Here is a 17711-nt window from a genome sequence, read left to right as displayed (position 1 = left end):
TCAATTTGTTAGTATTTTCATCTAATGGTCTAGCCCTGTTTAATAAATACATATCTTCCATTGTGGGTTGATAGGGATTGTGTGTAGTTAAAATTTTGACTACTCTTGATTCTATACCCATTTTTGTAAGACTATTATAAACAGGAAAGAAATTATAAGCTCCGTGAATATGGATTGAACTAATATGCTTGGGGTCTAATTTTGAATATTCTGTTATTGGTAAAATTTCTCTAAACAATCTTTGTCTTTTTTCAAGCAAGTCTAAAGAGGTTTTTGTGCTTATTTCATTATTGCATTGTGTATATTGTAGTCTAGCATCTAAAACAAGCCCTAAATCTTCATTTTCTAATCTTTCGTGTGTCGCAATATTAGGAAATAAAAAGCAACATTGTAAATCTTCTTGTATTTGGAATAAAGGATTATTCTCTGTAAAGCCTTGAAATAAAGATGAGATATAACCAACGCTTCCTCCTTTTAATAAATCAAAAGATTGATGGCAATGGACATAGTGTTTAAGCATATTTTTCCTTTAATACTTGTTTTATTGATGCTAATATTTGAGATTCTTGGTCCCATTTATGTATTGGCAAGATTTTTCCTTTTGAGGGGTCTCCTTCAAAATAGTGGGTAACACCTTGTTCTTGTTCTTTAAGTGAAAAACCATATAAATTCATTTTTTTGAAGTCTATGTTTTCTAATATCCATAATGCCACGATTAGTCCCATTGACATTACTCTTATATCGTATTTAATTAAAATATCAATACAGGGAATTTGTGCCACATTAGCCCCAGAAAATATCCAATTTTTTAGTATATTAAACCGATTCATTAGTGTTTTTCTATTGGTATGAGCACATAAAACAAAATCAAATGATATATTCTCTCTTTCCATAATAGAATTGAGTGCAGGTGTTAAAGCCCACACATTTGTTTTTTTACCATAGTCATTAATATATTTTTCATCAATGGAAAAGTTATTGAAGCGGATAACGACATCGTGTGAGTCAATTTCCATTCCTTTATTTTTACCAAGTTCGCAAGGGCTATTGCCTACGATGGCTATACTTTTTTGTCTAAGATATTTTACAAAAGATTTGGTATGACTTTCCAATAAAGCATAATAGGCTTTGATTATGGCAAAATCGTTAAAGTTGCTCATTTCTTCAAATTTTTCAACGCCTAAGAATAGTGAAAAATTTGCTTGATGTATATAGGGAGTTACAGAAGGAATAATGTTCATCTGTCTTGCCAATAAAAAAATATCGTTATTTATTATAGAGTTTTTTGATAGAACGCTATAAGATGTATGTAGTAAAAAATATTGTATAAAATCAATGAACTCTAAATCCTTTTCACTTTCTGGTATATTTGAAAAAGTCAAGATGTCGTTTTGTATATCGTTTATATTGCTGTCAAATACACTCATTTCGTTGGTTGCAAGGTAAAATTTAAGGTGAGCATAACTATACAATATGGAAAAATCTTCTTTTAAATAGTCTGAAAGTGGTAAAGTTTTTGCATAATGAATCGGGTAATAGTTATCAACAACTTCAGCAGATATATTTTTCAAATTAAATTCTTTCTGTAAAGATTTGATAAATCTTAAAACTCTGTGATTGCATTTTATTCCGTATTTTTCTATGATTTCTCTAGCAATTTCTTTAATATTAGAAACTAGAAAATTCTGTTTGCTTAACATAGCTTTATCGTGATAAGTTTTTAAATGAGTTAGTAAGAAGCCCAAAATAGCAGCATATCTTTGATTTTTCTGCACTTGCTCTAGGACATATTTCGTAACAATTAGGATTTTATGGAAGTTAGAATAGTTTAAGACGCTTTGAGAGATATTATCTCTCCGATACCTATACCCACCACCGGGAATAATTTTTACTTTTTTAATTTGTGAAAATAATAAAGCAATAAAAGCAATATCTTCGTATCCCTTGCTGTTTTCATTTAACTTGATATTTTGAGTCATTAAAAAATCTCTCAAATATATGCCAAGACAAATTCCACAATTTCCCAAAGCTAACCTATCTTGTATTTCTTGTTCTGTTAATATGTCCAATGTGTTTTTTGCATAATATGGATTATATAAATTAACTACATTGTTTTTTATTCCATTTCTAGTTTCTATATAAGTATCATAAAAGCAAGCTTGCAAAGAATTTTTTTGAATTTGTTGTAATAGAATACTATAATATTTGCTTGGCAAAATATCATCTGGTTCAAAGATACAAATATATTTACCATTTGCTTTATTTATACCCAAATTAACTGCTTTGCCATAGCCGCCATTGATTGAATTTTTAATTAGCTGGAAATGGATATGTGGTGCATTTGTTTTTGAAATTAATTGTTGGATTATTAGTGGAGTATCATCTGTTGAACAATCATCAATAAAAAGTATTTCAAAATTTTTTATATCTTTTTGTGAAATTAAAGACTTGAAAGAATCATCAATATATGCACTTACATTATAACAAGGCACGATGATTGACAGCAAAACTTCCATTTATGTCCTTAATTTTCTTTAAATTGTCTATAAACTCTATAAAACTTAAAAGGTAGCAGTAAAATTTCTCCCTTATACCAATTTGTATAAGCCTTTAAAAAAGTGAATCCAAGAGAATAGGAAAGATGTTTGCAAGTTTTAAGTCCCTCGTAATAATCACTAAAATCATCTAAATTTAAGGTTTTGGATTCTAGTTGTCCCCAATGGTTTGTGAGATTTTTTAGCTTAAAAGTTAAAATAAATATTCTCATCGGATTTTTTGTTTTTAAAATTTCAGCTCCCAATTTATAAGAAAGCTGATTTTTCACCCTCTCTACTGCACCTTTAGGCTTTAAGCAGACATTTTCATAAAACTCTTGCGGGTCTTTTAGGATTCTTTGGAGTTTGGCTCTTTGGAATGTATCAAAAAACTTCCAATCCAACTCACCTTTTGCTTCTAGCTCTAAAAACTCACTTTGGATTCTTTGGAGGAAAGGTAATTTGTATGCGTCCATAATGCGCCCTAAAATCCAATTATGCCCACCAAAGCGCAAATAACTCACAAGAGGAATTAGGTTTTTAAAATTAGGATATTCCTCAAGTTTTTTGCGAATGAAATCATATTCTTTGCTTAGATTTAAGGCTTTCTCTAAAGAAATATTATTCACCGATGAGCTTTCATTGTCTTGCCTATAACAATAAAATGCTTGATTGACAAAAAACATTTTTTGTGCAAACAAATGGGCAAAAAACCAAAATCCTGTATCTTGATAAGCCGCTCCCAAGCTTTCATTATGGTAGATTTGATTTTCCTTTAAAAACGAAAGCTTGAAAATCCCGCTTGGATTCATAATGCCACTTTGAGTAAAAACTCTCATATCTTTTGCATTTAAATTCTTATGATAAAGACATTTAGTCCAATTTATCAAACGCGTGTGCGTGAATATCCTCTCTCCATTTTTATCTATAAACTCTAGCATATCCCCCTTTACCACATCGCATTCTTTCTCTTTTGCGATTCTGTAAAGCTCCGCATACATTGTAGGTTGGATATAATCATCACTTTCTACGATTCCGAGATACTCGCCTTGAGCTGCTTTGATACCAAGATTCATTTGGTGTCCATAGGATTTTTTCTGTGAGAGGAGAACCTTAAGCCTTTTGTCTTTGGATTCTAGCTCTTTTAAATATTCCAAAGTGCCATCGGTGGAATTTGCATCAACGCATAGAATCTCAATCTCTTGCAAAGTCTGATTTAGCACACTTTGGAGGCATTCTTCTATGTAGCGTATGGAGTTTAAAGAGGGAATGACAATAGAGACTTTAGGATTCATTGCGCAAACTCTCTCTTAACAAGCTCCAAAGCAGCATAAATCACATCTTGCATATCATAATATTTATATTCCCCAAGTCGTCCGCCAAACAAAACATTAGCCTCTGACTTAGCAAGCTCTTGATATTTTGCAAAAAGTGCTTGATTTTTGTCATCGTTAATGGGATAGTAAGGCTCTTTACTCTTATCCCAATCTTGGGGATATTCTTTGGAAATAATCGTTCGCTCTTGTGTGCCAAACTCAAAGTGCTTGTGTTCAATAATCCGCGTGTAAGGCGTCTGTTCGTCTGTGAAATTTACCACTGCTACGCCTTGATAGTTTGGAATTTCTAAAGTCTCGTGCGTAAAATGCAGGCTTCTATACTCCAATGCACCGAGTTTGTAGCCGAAGTAGGAATCTATCGCCCCTGTGAAAAGCACCTTTTTGGCTTGGCTTTTCAACTCCTCTTGATGAGCCAAAAAGTCAGTATTCAAACGCACTTCACATTGGGACAAAAGCTTTTGAAAAATTGGAGTGTAGCCACCCTTTGGGATTCCTTGATAAGGGTCATTGAAGTAATTATTATCATAGGTTAATCGCACAGGAATCCTGCGGATAATGGAGGCGGGCAAATCCTTGCATTCTCTCCCCCATTGCTTTTGGGTGTAGCCTTTGATGAATTTTTCATACACATCAGAGCCTACGAGGGAGAGGGCTTGTTCCTCTAGGTTTTTTGGCTCACCTTTTAGGTTTTTGAGGGCGGATTTTCTTTGGGATTCTATAATGTCTCGGGCTTGTTTAGGTGTGGAGATATTCCAAAGCTTGCAAAAGGTGTTCATATTAAAGGGTAGATTGTAAATCTCGCCTTTGTAGTTTGCAAGCGGAGAGTTGATGAAGTGATTAAAGTCCGCAAATTGCCGCACATAGTCCCAAATTGCTTTGGAGGAGGTGCGAAAAATATGCGCGCCATAGAGATGAACATTAATGTTTTCTTGTGTTTTGGTGTAGCAGTTTCCGCCGATAGAATCGCGTTTTTCTACAATTAGGCATTTTTTGCCCCTCTTAGAGGCTTCATAGGCAAAAATACTTCCAAACAACCCACTTCCTGCGATACAATAATCAAACACAACTTTTACCTTAAATTACGACTTTAAATTAACTCTGTATTGAAAATAAGACTTTTCAAATCTGCCATTATACATTATAAATTCTTAAAATTACACACCAAATGATTTAAGGGAGAATCACAGGTTGCAATTCATCTTAAACCCTGCAAAGCAGGGCTAGGCTTAAGCTAATAAGCCTTGACAACAATTATACAAAGCAGTATAATTGCGCACAAGATGAATTTGACGACTTTCATCTTTGCTCCTTTTGGGGCATAGATTTTGCCGCAGGGTGTGAGACCTGTGGCAAACACCCTGCGAAATTATACTTCAAAATCCCAAAATTTAAGTTTCAATCTTTCTATTAAAACACACGAAGTGCAGCTTTTTCTTATTAATCCAAATCTTTTTGCGAGCTATAATAGGCTTTGCGATTCCTAAATAACCTTTTAGATAGCCTCTAAATAAAGCATTCCTAGCACAAATCCATTTCCAACATAAAGAAAATATTTGTATTGAAAAGTCTTATTTTCAATAGTAAATAAATAGGGTATCTAATGAATATATTAAAGCCATTTTTAAGTCCCAAAAAATTAAGAAAACTACAAAATAATCCCCAAGCGTTTTTTAAAGACGCGCTAGATAAACGCATTGTCCCGATTCAAAATCAACTAAAAACCCTAAAACCTAAGAAAAATCACGCTTTTGCAGAATATTACATTATCTCCGCAGTGTATAATGTAGAAAAATATTTGGACGATTATTTTAACTCTATCCTCAAGCAAAGATTAGATTTCAAAAACAATATTACTATTATCTGCGTAGATGACGGCAGCACTGATGGGAGCGCAGAGATTATCCAAAAATATCAAAAGAGATTTCCAAAGAATATCGTCTATCTCCATAAAGAGAACGGCGGGCAAGCAAGTGCAAGGAATCTAGGAATAAAGTGGCTGCAAGAGAAACTAGGCTATCTTGATGAGGCAAATGCAGGAATTACCACTTCCTCGCAAGGACGCTGGGCAGACGAAAGAATCTATAATCCTAGCAATAAGCCCATTTGGGTAACCTTTACCGACCCAGATGATTTCTTGGATAGAGATTATTTCTATGAAGTGGATAAAGTTTTGGAGGAAAATAAAAGCAACAATATAAAGCTAGTTTGCACTTACCCTATTTTGTATCAAGAGTCGCTCAAGTCTTATCAAGATGTTCATTTCGCAAAGAATCAATTTATCAAAGAGGTGCAACTTATAAGTATAAGTATAAGTATAAGTATAAGTATAAGTATAAGTATAAGTATAAGTATAAGGTGCTTTTTCTACCTTGACATTTTAGCAAAGGAAAGATTACTTTTTGATGAGGATTGCAGACCTGTGTTTGAAGATGCTAAATTCTATCTCTCTTATCTTTTGGTAACACAAGAAGCAAAAATGGCATTGGTAAAAAGTGCTAAATTTTTCAACAGAAAGAGAAGTGATGCTACCAGCACTCTTGATGGTGCTAGAACAAAAGTTGATGGTGCGCTTAAAGTCTCTACCATAGGTTGTTTAGAAATACTTGAAAGATATAAGCAAAAGTTAGGCGAAGTTACACCTCTTGTGATTACAAATGTGTTGGCTGAAATTTATTTTCAAACAAGACCTTTTGTAAATTATCCAAACGATGTTGTATCTAATGAAACAATAGAATCATATATGGAAGTTTTAAAAAAAATTTTTACTTTTATTGATGTGCAGACTATCTTAAAACAACCTTATTTTGGTTTTGATTTTAAAGTTGGAATCTTAAATTGTTTTAAAAACGAATATCCACCCCTTCAAAACGCCTATATTGATGGATTTGATGTAAAAAAAGAGCAAATTTTAATTAAATACTTCACTCCTGATGATAAAGATATAGAATCCATAAGGTTTGACGGGAAAGAAGTCTATGCGGATTACGAAAAAATTGTGCAAAATGATTTTTTAGATAGAGCGTTTTACTATGAGAAGCGTTTATGGGTGCGTATTCCAAAGAATGCCAAGAAGTTAGAAATTTTTGTTAGAGGGCAGAGATCTTGGATTATTTTCAATGAAAAAGGACAAGATAGTTTAGTGGTTGAGTATTTGCGGAATCATTTTGAGAAACTCCGACCAAATGGCAATTTATGGTTATTTGCCGATAGAAGCAATGAGGCTGATGATAATGCTGAACGCCTTTATCGTTATATTTCAAAAAATTATCCAGAACAAAATGTAATTTATGTTTTAGATAAAAATTGTGATGATTGGGACAGGCTTAAACGAGACAAGTTTAGTCTTGTAGATTTTGGTGGAGCAGAGTTTTCGGATATTTTACAAAATTGTGATAAATTTATTTGTTCGCATTTAGACGCCGATATAATGCAACATATTCACAAACGACCCTATATTGATTATGTGGAATTGGAACACGGTGAAACTATTGCAAACAACTGCGCAGCTTGGTTTAATGGTAATCCAATCAAGCTATTAACTGCTAGCTGTGGCTTGGAGTATAGATATATTGCCGCTAATTATACTAGATATAAGATAGGATACAAAGAAGTAAAGCTGACGGGGTTTGCAAGATATGATTCTTTGTTGAAAGGAAACAAAAAGAATACTAAAAAAATATTGATTATGCCAACTTGGAGGCTTTATTTAAGAGGTTCTGGAAGCGGTAAGCAAAGAATGGAATCCAATAAAGATGTCTATAAATTCTTACAATCAGATTATTTTAAGGCTTGGAATTCTTTTTGGCAAGACGAAAGGTTGAAAGAGCTTTGTGAATACTATAACTATGAGATTATATTGATTCCTCATTTTCAAATGAGAGGTTATTTTGGGTATTTTGATATGCCAAAATACATTAATGTAATCAATAGAGATGATGGAAAATCTTTGCAAACTTTTTTTCAAGAATGTGATCTGCTCATTACCGATCATTCAAGCATTAATTTTACAATGGCTTATATTCAAAAACCAACGATTTATTATCAATTTAATGAAGAAAAGAAATTAATGGGTCATCACCCAGTAGAAAAGAGATTTGACTACCGCAAAGATGGCTTTGGTCCTGTCGTTACCACTGAAGAGGATTTATTGCAAGAGCTTGAGGTTTTGCTAAAAAACGATTGCAAAGTAGGAGAGCCTTATAAATCCAACATAGAAAATACCTTTGAGTTTAGAGATGGAAAATGTTGTGAGCGAATTTATCAAGCAATTTTGGAACTAGATAAACCCTACGAGAGAAAATGGACGCTAGATTATGTCCTAAACCTTGCACAAAATGCCTTGAACGCGAAGTGCTATAAAGAAGCAAGTGAAAGATTTAGGTTTGTGCTAGAGCATTTGGGAGAATTAACCACCGCGTCATTGCGAGGAATGAGTAAAACGAATGACGAAGCAATCCATAATCCTGCAGACTTTAAAGATTTCATTGCAGAATCAAGGGTTGATAAAGTTAATGACGGCTTAAGTGAGGAAATCCTTTTTGATTACCTCTTAGCTTCAAGATTTAATCAAACCTCTAAAGAGGCTTTGGAGTTTATCAAAGCACAAGGGATTGAGCGCAAACTTGCACTTTCTAATAAAACAAAATTTGAAATCATTAAGAATTACATTGAAATCCTAGATGCTAAGGAAGTGATTGCAAGATTAGAGGATTTAAGAGAGACAATCCCAGCGCAAGATTTGCTAGAGTTTGCTTATCTTAAACTTAGAATCTATGCGTATTTGGGGGATAAAGTAAAACTTAAAGAAGTCTATAATGAGTTGAAAAACACTTACAATATTGACAAAAAAGACTTGGATTTGGATTTATTCTTATTCCAAAACGAACTCATTAAAGCCGCAAGTATCCAAGCTACTGCCACTTCTGCGGGGGGGGGGCGAATATTTGCCTACCTTGCCTTTTTCCAAGAAGTGCGTAAGCTAAAGAAAGAGTTGAGGGAGAAAAGGAAATGATTTCAAATAATAGGTGGATTGCCACGAATCGCAAGCAATTCTCGCAATGACGGAGTGCGTGTCAAGATTAAAACATATTAAGGAGTTAAAGTGGCAATGGAATTTGACATTCAAGAAAGCACAAAAATAAAGGGTGTTTATATTATCACACCCAATAAGTTTAAAGATTTAAGAGGCGAGATTTGGACTGGTTTTACGCAGGAGCATTTAGGGAATCTTGTGCCAAAAGGTTTGCAATTTAAACATGATAAATTCATCAATTCTCATTTGAATGTTTTGCGTGGAATCCACGGAGATATTAAAACTTACAAGCTTGTAACTTGTGTGTATGGAGAGATTCAGCAAGTAGTGGTGGATTGCAGAAAGGATAGCCCAACTTATCTAAAGTGGGAGAGTTGGGAGATTTCTCCACAGAATCAAAAACTCATTTTGCTTCCACCCAATATGGGAAATGCACATTGCGTTTTATCTAAAGAAGCAGTGTATTATTACAAGCTTGCCTATGAGGGCGAATATTTAGATGCACCTGACCAATTTACTTACGCGTGGAATGATGAGAGAATTGGTGTAGATTGGAAAGTCAAGAATCCTATTTTGTCGCAGAGAGACATTCTAGCGGCAAAAGGAAACTAAATGCAAAAAGATTCTAAGATTTATATCGCGGGGCATAGAGGCACGGCGGGAAGTGCTTTAGTGGAGGTTTTGGAGCAAAGAGGCTTTAAGAATCTCATCACAAGAACACATCAAGAGCTTGATTTGAGCAATCAAGAGGCAGTGGAGGAGTTTTTTAAACAAGAAAAACCAGAGTATGTGTTTTTGTGTGCGGTGTTACCTTGTGGAGCGGCAAATGTCGCGCAGAGGGCGGATTTTTTGTATGTTAATACAATGATACAAAATAACATTATCCATAGTTCTTATTTAAATAGCGTCAAAAAGCTTATTTGCTATGGTTCAGGCTATATGTATCCAGAAAATGCAAAGAATCCTTTAAAAGAAGAATATCTTTTTAATGGTGAGCTTGAATGGGGAGCGACTTCCTTTGGGGTGGCAAAGGTTGCAGGCGCATTGCTTTGCGAATCGTATAATCTCCAATATGGCACGAATTTTTTGTGTTTGGCACTCAATAATCTTTATGGCACAAGGGCGAATTTTGATTTTGCCAAATCAAGAGTTTTGCCTGCATTGTTGCGCAAGTTTCACTTGGCTAGGCTTTTGGAGCTAGGGGAGCAAAAGGCACTTTGTGAGGATATAGGAGTGAAAAGATTACAAGAAGCAGAGGAGTTTTGCCAAAAGTTTGGAATCTCAAAGGCAAGCGTGGAGATTTGGGGAAGCGGCAAAGTAAGGCGTGAGTTTTTGCATAGCTTTGATTTAGCCGATGCAAGTATCTTTATAATGCAAAATGTGGATTTTAAAGACTTGCATAAGGGTGGAAAATTTGTCAAAAACACGCATATTAATGTCGGCACAGGCGTGGATTATACGATTAAAGAAGTGGCGTTGATGATAAAAGAAATTGTAGGTTTTAAGGGCGAATTGAGATTCAATACAGAAAAGCCCGATAGCACAATGGATAGATTAATGGACATTTCTAAAATCAAAAGCTTAGGGTGGAATCCCAAAATACAACTTCAACAAGGAATTACAATGATGTATCAATGGTATAAAGAGTGCGGGGGGGGGGGGCTTTAGGTGAAAAGTTTCCTTTGTCGGCTTGTAAAGCAAAAGTTGGAATCGCAAATGCTCGTTTTAGAGATTTTAAGCCTGCTTTTGTTTTGGAGGTGTGCTGTGCGTAAAGATTCTAAGATTTATATCGCAGGGCATAAGGGTTTGACAGGCAGTGCAATCCTTGAAAATCTTAAACAAAAAGGTTATCAAAACTTTGTTTTAAGAACGCACAAAGAATTGGATTTAACAAGACAAAAGGAAGTAGAAGAGTTTTTCATAAAAGAAAAGCCCGAATATGTCTTCTTGTGTGCTGCAAGAGTGGGTGGGATTATCGCAAACAATACTTACCGAGCAAATTTTATTTATGAAAACTTGATGATTCAAAATAATGTAATCCATAGTGCCTATTTAAGCGGAGTTCAAAAGCTTTTATTTTTAGGCACGACTTGTATTTATCCCAAAAATTCTCCCCAGCCTATCAAAGAGGAGTATCTGCTCACAAGTGAGCTAGAATATACCAATGAGCCTTATGCAATCGCAAAAATCGCAGGACTTAAGATGTGTGAGGCTTATAATCTCCAATATGGCACGAATTTCATCAGTGTAATGCCCACAGGAATTTATGGTGCAAACGATAATTTTAATTTAGAAAATTGCCATGTTTTGCCTGCATTTATCCGCAAAATGCACTTAGCAAAGCTTTTGAGTGAGAATAAAGAACAAGCACTGATTGCGGCTGTAAATGTTGCAAACTTCAATCAAGCAAAAGAATATTGCGCAAGATTTGGAATCTTTGAAAATAAAGTGGAGATTTGGGGAAGCGGGAATCCAAGGCGAGAGTTTTTACACAATACAGATATGGCAGACGCTTGTGTATTTGTAATGGAAAATGTGGATTTTAAGGATTTACACAATAATGAAAAAGAAATCAAAAATACACATATCAATATAGGTTATGGAAGTGATGTTTCTATCAGAGAGTTAGCAGAACTGATTGCAAAGATTGTCGGCTTTAAGGGTGAATTTTTCTTTGATACTTCTAAGCCCGATGGGACATTCAGAAAATTACCCGATTGTTCTAGGTTGGAGAGTTTCGGGTGGAAGTATCAAATCAGCTTAGAATCTGGAATCTCAATGCTTTATGATTGGTATTTGAAGCAAAATGCAATCAGACAATGATGATTTTTAAGGAAAATTAATGAAAAAACAAGTGCTTATCACAGGATTTACCGGGCAAGTTGGTTCGCAAATGGCGGATTTCTTGCTAGAGAATACCGATTATGAGATTATTGGTTTAATGCGTTGGCAAGAGAGTATGGATAATACCTATCATCTAAGCGATAGGATTAACAAAAAGGATAGAATCAGTGTTTTTTATGCGGATTTGAATGATTATTCTAGTTTGCAAAAGCTTTTTGAGAGCAAAAAGCCTGATTTTATCTTTCACCTAGCGGCGCAAAGCTTCCCTAAGACTTCCTTTGATATTCCGCTTGAAACTTTGCAGACAAATATTATTGGCACAGCAAATATCCTAGAAAATATCCGAATCTTAAAACAAAAGGAAGGTTACGACCCTGTTGTGCATATTTGCTCCTCTAGTGAAGTGTATGGGCGCGCACCTGTTGGAGTAAGACTGAATGAGAATACTCCATTCCACGGGGCTTCTCCTTATAGCATTAGCAAGATTGGCACAGATTATTTGGGGCGATTCTATGGTGAGGCGTATGGAATCCGCACTTTTGTAACGCGTATGGGGACGCATAGCGGTCCAAGACGCAGTGATGTGTTTTTTGAAAGCACGGTGGCAAAGCAGATTGCGCTGATTGAAGCGGGATACCAAGAGCCAATTATCAAGGTGGGGAATCTTGAAAGCACACGCACTTTTCAAGATTGTAGAGATGCGATTCGGGCGTATTATCTTCTTAGCTTAGAGAGCCAAAAGGGCAAAGTGCCTTGCGGAGAAGCTTTTAATATTGCAGGAGAAGAAGCATTTAAATTGCCTGAAGTGATTGAGATTCTTTTAAGCTTTAGCACATTTTCCGCAGCAAATTCTGCGGGGGGGGGGGGATTTTAGTAGTAGAAGATGCGCATAGATTGCGTCCAATTGACGCGAATTATCAAATGTTTGACAACACAAAAATAAAAAGTTTTATCGATTGGAAACCAGAAATTCCAGCTAGACAGATGTTTAAAGACTTGCTCCAACATTGGAGAGATGAAATCAAGAAAGGCAGGATTCCTCTCAATCGGTAAAACGATTGAGAGGAAAGAATGGAAAAAATTTTGGTTACAGGTGGAGCAGGATATATCGGTTCTCTTTTAGTGCCAACTTTGTTGGATAAGGGATATAAAGTAAGTGTAGTGGATAACTTGTTTTTCAATCAAACGCCACTTTTAAGTTTGGCGCATAATGCAAACTTTGAATTTGTCTTAGGAGACGTTTTGAATAAAGATTTGCTTGCAAATGAAGTTAAAAAGGCGGACATTATTATACCTTTGGCTGCTTTAGTGGGCGCGCCTTTGTGCAAAAGAAGCCCCAAGCTTGCTAGAATGGTAAATTTTGAGCAAATTAAAAATTTAGCAGATATGGCTTCAGATTCTCAAATGTTTATTTTTCCTAATACCAATAGCGGCTATGGAATCGGAGATAAAGACGCAAAGTGTGATGAAAATTCGCCGCTTAATCCGATTTCAGAGTATGGTAAAGATAAAGTAGAGGCAGAACAATATCTACTTGATAAAGGCAATGCGGTAACTTTTCGCCTTGCAACGGTGTTTGGAGTCTCTCCTAGAATGAGGCTTGATTTGTTTGTGAATGATTTTACCTATCGGGCTTATAAGGATAGATTTTTGGTGCTATTTGAGGAGCATTTCAGAAGAAATTATATCCATGTGCGTGATGTTGTGAAAGGATTTTTGCACGCAATTAAAAATTACGACAAGATGAAAGGCGAAGCCTATAATATGGGATTGAGTAGCGCAAATCTCACCAAAAGGCAATTAGCGGAAAAAATCAAAGAATATGTGCCAGAGCTTTATATCCATAGTGCGCAGATTGGAGAAGACCCAGATAAGAGGGATTATCTTGTGAATAATGCGAAGTTAGAGGCAACAGGTTGGAGTGCAGATAATTCTTTAGATAGCGGAATCTTAGAGCTTTTGAGGGGATTTAAGATGATGAAAGTTAGCAATTTTGCAAATGTATAAGGAGAGAAAATGCAAAAAGAGCAGATTTTTAAAATGCAAGAATCTTTAAACAAGCTGTTGCACCAAATAGAAAATCATCAGCAAAGCAAAGCACCCATTTTAGAACTTAACGCTTTAATCGACGCGGTGGCAAATCAGGAGAAGTTGGAGTTTAGGAGTAAAACACTTGAAAGCCTAGAGGGATTGATTGCTGCAATATGCGACCCTTTAGGGCTCGGAAAACTAAATTTGATGTTAAAAAACGCAAAAGTTCCGCCTAAATATTACGATATTTTTTATGAAATGTTGGCTTCAGAATCCTGCGGGGGGGGGGGGCATTTGAAGCCTCTTTGCATTGATTGTGGAGTGCACGCTGGCTTGATTAGTGATTTGATGTTGTATTGTGGAGCAAGAGTGATGAGTTTTGAGCCGAATATTTATTTAAATTTCTTTATCAATAATATTTTTCTTGATTGGGTGTAAAGGAGCAGAATGAAAACTATTAGAAGTATGACACCTTTGAGGCTTGGGCTTGCAGGAGGAGGGACAGATATTAATCTGTATTGTGATAAATACACAGGATTTGTGCTGAATGCGACGATTTCAAAATATATTCATTGCACACTTAAGGTTACAGATAATAGCAGAATTGCATTTGTTTCTCCCGATACAAATGCAAGAAGTGAATATAAGAGTGCAGAAGTTTTAGAGATTGATGGGGAAATGGATATTTATAAAAGCATTTACAATCGCCTTGTGAAAGATTTTATCCATAAACCGCTAAGTTTTGAGCTTACAACTTATTCTGATGTGCCAAGTGGGAGCGGGCTTGGAGGAAGCTCTACTTTGGTAGTAGGTATTATCAAGGCTTTTGTGGAATGGCTGCATTTACCGCTAGGAGAATACGACATTGCTAAACTTGCCTATGAAATAGAAAGAGAGGATTTGGGGATTGTTGGCGGAGCGCAAGACCAATATGCTGCAACTTTTGGTGGGTTTAACTTTATGGAGTTTTACGCCGATAAACGCGTGATTGTCAATCCTTTGCGGATAAAAAATTGGATTATGAGTGAATTAGAAGAACAAATTGTGCTTTATTTTACAAACATCACGCGAGAAGCAAAAGATATAGAGGAGCATAAAAAGGAAAAACTTGGAGATGAAAAATCTCTCGCGGCAATGCACGCTATTAAACAAGACGCAAGCAATATGAAAGAAGCCTTACTTAAAGGGGATTTTAAATCTCTAGCTAAGATTTTAGGTAAGTCTTGGCAAAGCAAGAAAATTATTTCTGAAATTGTCAGTAATGATGAGCTAGACAGAATCTACAATTTGGCTATTGATAATGGAGCTTATAGCGGTAAAACAAGCGGGGCTGGGGCAGGTGGGTTTATGTTTTTTATGATAGATCCTGCTAAGAAATACGAATTAATTAAACTGCTAAATCAAGAGCAGGGTTATGTTGAAGAGTTTAATTTTACTAAAGAGGGAGCAAAATCTTGGATAGTTTAGAAGTCTATGTAGAAAATCAAATCGCAGATTCCATTACAACAAAACAAAAAATTTTGGGTAATGAATCTTTATTGCAACAAATCAAGCAGGCGGGATTAAAATGTATAGAAGTTTATAAAAATGGAAATAAAACCCTTATAGCAGGAAATGGCGGAAGCGCAGCAGATGCGCAACATATTGCTGGAGAATTTGTGAGTAGATTTTATTTTGATAGACCGGGGATTCCCTCTATCGCATTGACGACAGATACTAGCATACTTACTGCCATAGGGAATGATTATGGCTATGAAAAGATTTTTGCAAGGCAACTAGAAGCAAATGGCGTCAAAGGAGATTTGTTTGTTGGAATCTCTACAAGTGGGAATAGCAAAAATATCTTAGAAGCCTTAAAGGTTTGCAAAAATAAGGGAATTTTTAGTGTGGGATTGAGCGGGGAAAGTGGAGGAGCTATGCAAGAGCTTTGCGATATTTGTATTAAAGTGCCATCAAATACGACACCGCGCATTCAAGAATCCCATATTCTCATCGGACATATTCTCTGCGCCATTGTAGAGGAGCAACTCTTTGGCAAAGGATTTGCAAACTAATGCAAGCAATCGTATTGGCAGGAGGATTTGGGACGAGGATTAAAGCAGTCATTAAAGAGATTCCAAAGCCTATGGCTCCCATTGGCGAAAAACCCTTTTTGGAATATATTTTAAGATACCTCAAACATCAAGGGATTTGCAGTGTGATTCTTAGCGTTTCTTATCGTTATGAGGTTATCCAAGAATATTTCCAAGATAACTTTTTGGGTTTGGAGATTTTATATAGCATTGAAAAAGAGCCTTTGGGCACAGGTGGAGCGATAAAACAGGCTTTGGAGTTAGCAAATAGGAATCCTCTTTTTGTGCTTAATGGAGATACTTATTTTGATGTCTGCCTAAGTAATTTAAAGCTTGAGGAGGGAAGCAAGATTTGCTTAGGGTTAAAAAAGATGAAAAACTTTGAGAGATATGGTTGTGTAGAAATCAATCAAAAGGGACGCATTGAAGCCTTTAAAGAGAAAGAGTTTAGGCAAGAGGGTTTGATTAATGGTGGTGTGTATTTGATAGATAAGAGGTTGTTTGATGGTTTTTCTTTGGAAAATAAATTTTCTTTTGAATCTTTTTTGCAAAATCATTTCAAGGAATTAAAAGTTAGCGCAAGAGTCTTTGAAGATTTTTTTATTGATATTGGGATTCCAGAGGATTATGAGCTAGCAAAAATAAAAATGCAAGATTTTTAATAAATTTTATTCATTATATTTTTTAAATTAATAAGGAAAAAAATGCAAAAAGTTTATTTGGTCAGCTTTGCAGACACAAGGCTTGGAATTAGTGCTTGTAGATTCAAGCAAGAAGCTGAAGAAATGAATATTTTTGAGGATATTTTTATTTATAGTGAATGTTCTTTGCCGCTTGTTTTTAAAGAGAAATTTAGGGATAAATTTTATGTGGATTCAAAAAATGGTGAAGTTTTTCACTATAACACAGGTTATTCTAAAAAATTGAATGGACTTTCTTATTCTCGTGGTTTTGGGTATTGGTGCTGGAAGCCCAAAGTGATTTTAATGGCATTAGAGCAAATCAAAGAAGGAGATTTACTCGTTTTCTTGGATATTGGTATGGAGTTTTGCGCTTCTAAGAGAGAGGAGCTAATAGAGATGTTAGAAAAGACCAATCAAAAAGAAATTGTAGGGTTGCAGTTTGATGAAGCAGAAAAGAAATGGCAAAAGGGCGATACTCTGGCATATTTTGATTTAACTAATAATGAGGAATTTTTAAACTCTGGGCAATTTGGCAGCGGAATGATTTTTTTAAAGAAAAGCAAAAAGACTTTTAAAATCATCTCTGAATGGATGGAAATTTTTGATAAACATTATGATTTTGTAACCGATGAACCCTCAAAACTTCCCAACAAAAAGGAGTTTGTGAGAAATTCTCATGACCAAGCGATTTGGAGTATTTTAATCAAAAAGTATAAGGGTGCATCTTTCCCGCGCACTTTTTATTATGAAAGGGCAGACAATGCACACGCTCTGCTTGTGCGTAGGAATAAAATCTATCTCCCAAGTAATGCAAAAGAGACAAATTTCTTTAACAATCAAGTGTTAAAAGGCGGAAAAAGGGGAGCGCATAACACTTCACATATTTATACTTTTGTCAATGAATATCAAGAGTTGAAAGCTAGGGCGGAGTTAAAGATTAAAGAAAGAAATCCAAAGCCTCAAAATTCTATTTCTCGTATCCACTCCCACCTAGCCTACAAACTAGGGCAAGCTTTGATTCTAAACTCTAAAAGTCTTTGGGGATATATAAGAATGCCTTATGTTTTATCTTATATCAAAGAAGCACACAAAAAAGAGATTGCAGACTATCAAGCAAAAATAGCAAAGAATCCTAAATTAAAACTTCCTCCTTTAGAATCCTATGCAGACTACAAGCA

14 protein-coding genes and 1 pseudogene are annotated in these 17711 nt (G+C 35.3%); 11 read left to right on the top strand and 4 right to left on the bottom strand.

Annotation, left to right across the window (positions count from 1 at the left end; all coding sequences use genetic code 11):
- The 4 genes from Q0Y61_RS08485 to glf form a co-directional block, all read right to left on the bottom strand.
- Positions 1 to 520: hypothetical protein (locus Q0Y61_RS08485; RefSeq protein WP_297814177.1), on the bottom strand; the 520-nt coding region annotated here is incomplete at its 3' end.
- Positions 513 to 2516: a glycosyltransferase family 29 protein gene (locus Q0Y61_RS08480; RefSeq protein ID WP_297814176.1), complete on the bottom strand. Its 2004-nt coding sequence runs from the start codon at positions 2514 to 2516 to the stop codon at positions 513 to 515. The genes Q0Y61_RS08480 and Q0Y61_RS08485, both read right to left, overlap by 8 nt.
- An 8-nt stretch (positions 2517 to 2524) precedes the next feature.
- On the bottom strand, positions 2525 to 3829 hold the full coding sequence (locus Q0Y61_RS08475; RefSeq protein WP_297814175.1) for a glycosyltransferase: 1305 nt from the start codon (positions 3827 to 3829) through the stop codon (positions 2525 to 2527).
- Positions 3826 to 4935, bottom strand: coding sequence for a UDP-galactopyranose mutase (gene glf, locus Q0Y61_RS08470; protein ID WP_297814174.1), 1110 nt, complete (start codon positions 4933 to 4935; stop codon positions 3826 to 3828). The genes Q0Y61_RS08475 and glf overlap by 4 nt, the downstream gene beginning before the upstream one ends.
- A 536-nt stretch (positions 4936 to 5471) precedes the next feature.
- Here glf and Q0Y61_RS08465 point away from each other — a divergent pair.
- From Q0Y61_RS08465 to Q0Y61_RS08415, 11 genes and pseudogenes are all read left to right on the top strand, one after another.
- Positions 5472 to 8882 (top strand): CDP-glycerol glycerophosphotransferase family protein, encoded by a 3411-nt coding sequence (locus Q0Y61_RS08465; protein ID WP_297814173.1) that lies wholly within the window; start codon positions 5472 to 5474, stop codon positions 8880 to 8882.
- A gap of 90 nt (positions 8883 to 8972) precedes the next feature.
- Positions 8973 to 9515, top strand: a complete 543-nt coding sequence (locus Q0Y61_RS08460) for a dTDP-4-dehydrorhamnose 3,5-epimerase family protein (protein WP_297814172.1) — start codon at positions 8973 to 8975, stop codon at positions 9513 to 9515.
- Positions 9516 to 10571 (top strand): GDP-L-fucose synthase, encoded by a 1056-nt coding sequence (locus Q0Y61_RS08455; protein WP_297814171.1) that lies wholly within the window; start codon positions 9516 to 9518, stop codon positions 10569 to 10571.
- A 96-nt stretch (positions 10572 to 10667) separates the two neighbouring features.
- Positions 10668 to 11726, top strand: coding sequence for a GDP-L-fucose synthase (locus Q0Y61_RS08450; protein ID WP_297814178.1), 1059 nt, complete (start codon positions 10668 to 10670; stop codon positions 11724 to 11726).
- Between the two features lie 19 nt (positions 11727 to 11745).
- A pseudogene (locus Q0Y61_RS08445) lies at positions 11746 to 12800 on the top strand (GDP-mannose 4,6-dehydratase).
- Between the two features lie 18 nt (positions 12801 to 12818).
- Entirely contained in the window at positions 12819 to 13754 is a 936-nt protein-coding gene (locus tag Q0Y61_RS08440; RefSeq protein ID WP_297814170.1) for an NAD-dependent epimerase/dehydratase, read from the top strand.
- Positions 13755 to 13763: 9 nt separating this feature from the next.
- Positions 13764 to 14216, top strand: a complete 453-nt coding sequence (locus Q0Y61_RS08435) for a hypothetical protein (protein WP_297814169.1) — start codon at positions 13764 to 13766, stop codon at positions 14214 to 14216.
- Positions 14217 to 14225: 9 nt separating this feature from the next.
- Positions 14226 to 15245 (top strand): dehydrogenase, encoded by a 1020-nt coding sequence (locus Q0Y61_RS08430; RefSeq protein ID WP_297814168.1) that lies wholly within the window; start codon positions 14226 to 14228, stop codon positions 15243 to 15245.
- On the top strand, positions 15233 to 15832 hold the full coding sequence (locus tag Q0Y61_RS08425; RefSeq protein WP_297814167.1) for a D-sedoheptulose 7-phosphate isomerase: 600 nt from the start codon (positions 15233 to 15235) through the stop codon (positions 15830 to 15832). Before Q0Y61_RS08430 ends, Q0Y61_RS08425 begins: the two co-directional genes overlap by 13 nt.
- Entirely contained in the window at positions 15832 to 16512 is a 681-nt protein-coding gene (locus Q0Y61_RS08420) for a nucleotidyltransferase family protein (protein WP_297814166.1), read from the top strand. The genes Q0Y61_RS08425 and Q0Y61_RS08420 overlap by 1 nt, the downstream gene beginning before the upstream one ends.
- Before the next feature lie 42 nt (positions 16513 to 16554).
- Positions 16555 to 17711: hypothetical protein (locus Q0Y61_RS08415; RefSeq protein WP_297814165.1), on the top strand; the 1157-nt coding region annotated here is incomplete at its 3' end.

The organism is uncultured Helicobacter sp., from assembly GCF_947367035.1.
Taxonomy (GTDB): Bacteria; Campylobacterota; Campylobacteria; order Campylobacterales; family Helicobacteraceae; genus Helicobacter_D.
This window is presented reverse-complemented; position numbering and strand designations above follow the sequence as displayed.

Bases quoted from the DNA above. Each gene is read 5' to 3' on its own strand.
- Q0Y61_RS08435 (WP_297814169.1), top strand. From the start codon at position 13,764: ATGCAAAAAGAGCAGATTTTTAAAATGCAAGAATCTTTAAACAAGCTG.
- Q0Y61_RS08440 (WP_297814170.1), top strand. From the start codon at position 12,819: ATGGAAAAAATTTTGGTTACAGGTGGAGCAGGATATATCGGTTCTCTT.
- Q0Y61_RS08475 (WP_297814175.1), bottom strand. From the start codon at position 3,829: ATGAATCCTAAAGTCTCTATTGTCATTCCCTCTTTAAACTCCATACGC.
- Q0Y61_RS08465 (WP_297814173.1), top strand. From the start codon at position 5,472: ATGAATATATTAAAGCCATTTTTAAGTCCCAAAAAATTAAGAAAACTA.
- Q0Y61_RS08430 (WP_297814168.1), top strand. From the start codon at position 14,226: ATGAAAACTATTAGAAGTATGACACCTTTGAGGCTTGGGCTTGCAGGA.
- Q0Y61_RS08480 (WP_297814176.1), bottom strand. From the start codon at position 2,516: ATGGAAGTTTTGCTGTCAATCATCGTGCCTTGTTATAATGTAAGTGCA.
- Q0Y61_RS08455 (WP_297814171.1), top strand. From the start codon at position 9,516: ATGCAAAAAGATTCTAAGATTTATATCGCGGGGCATAGAGGCACGGCG.
- Q0Y61_RS08420 (WP_297814166.1), top strand. From the start codon at position 15,832: ATGCAAGCAATCGTATTGGCAGGAGGATTTGGGACGAGGATTAAAGCA.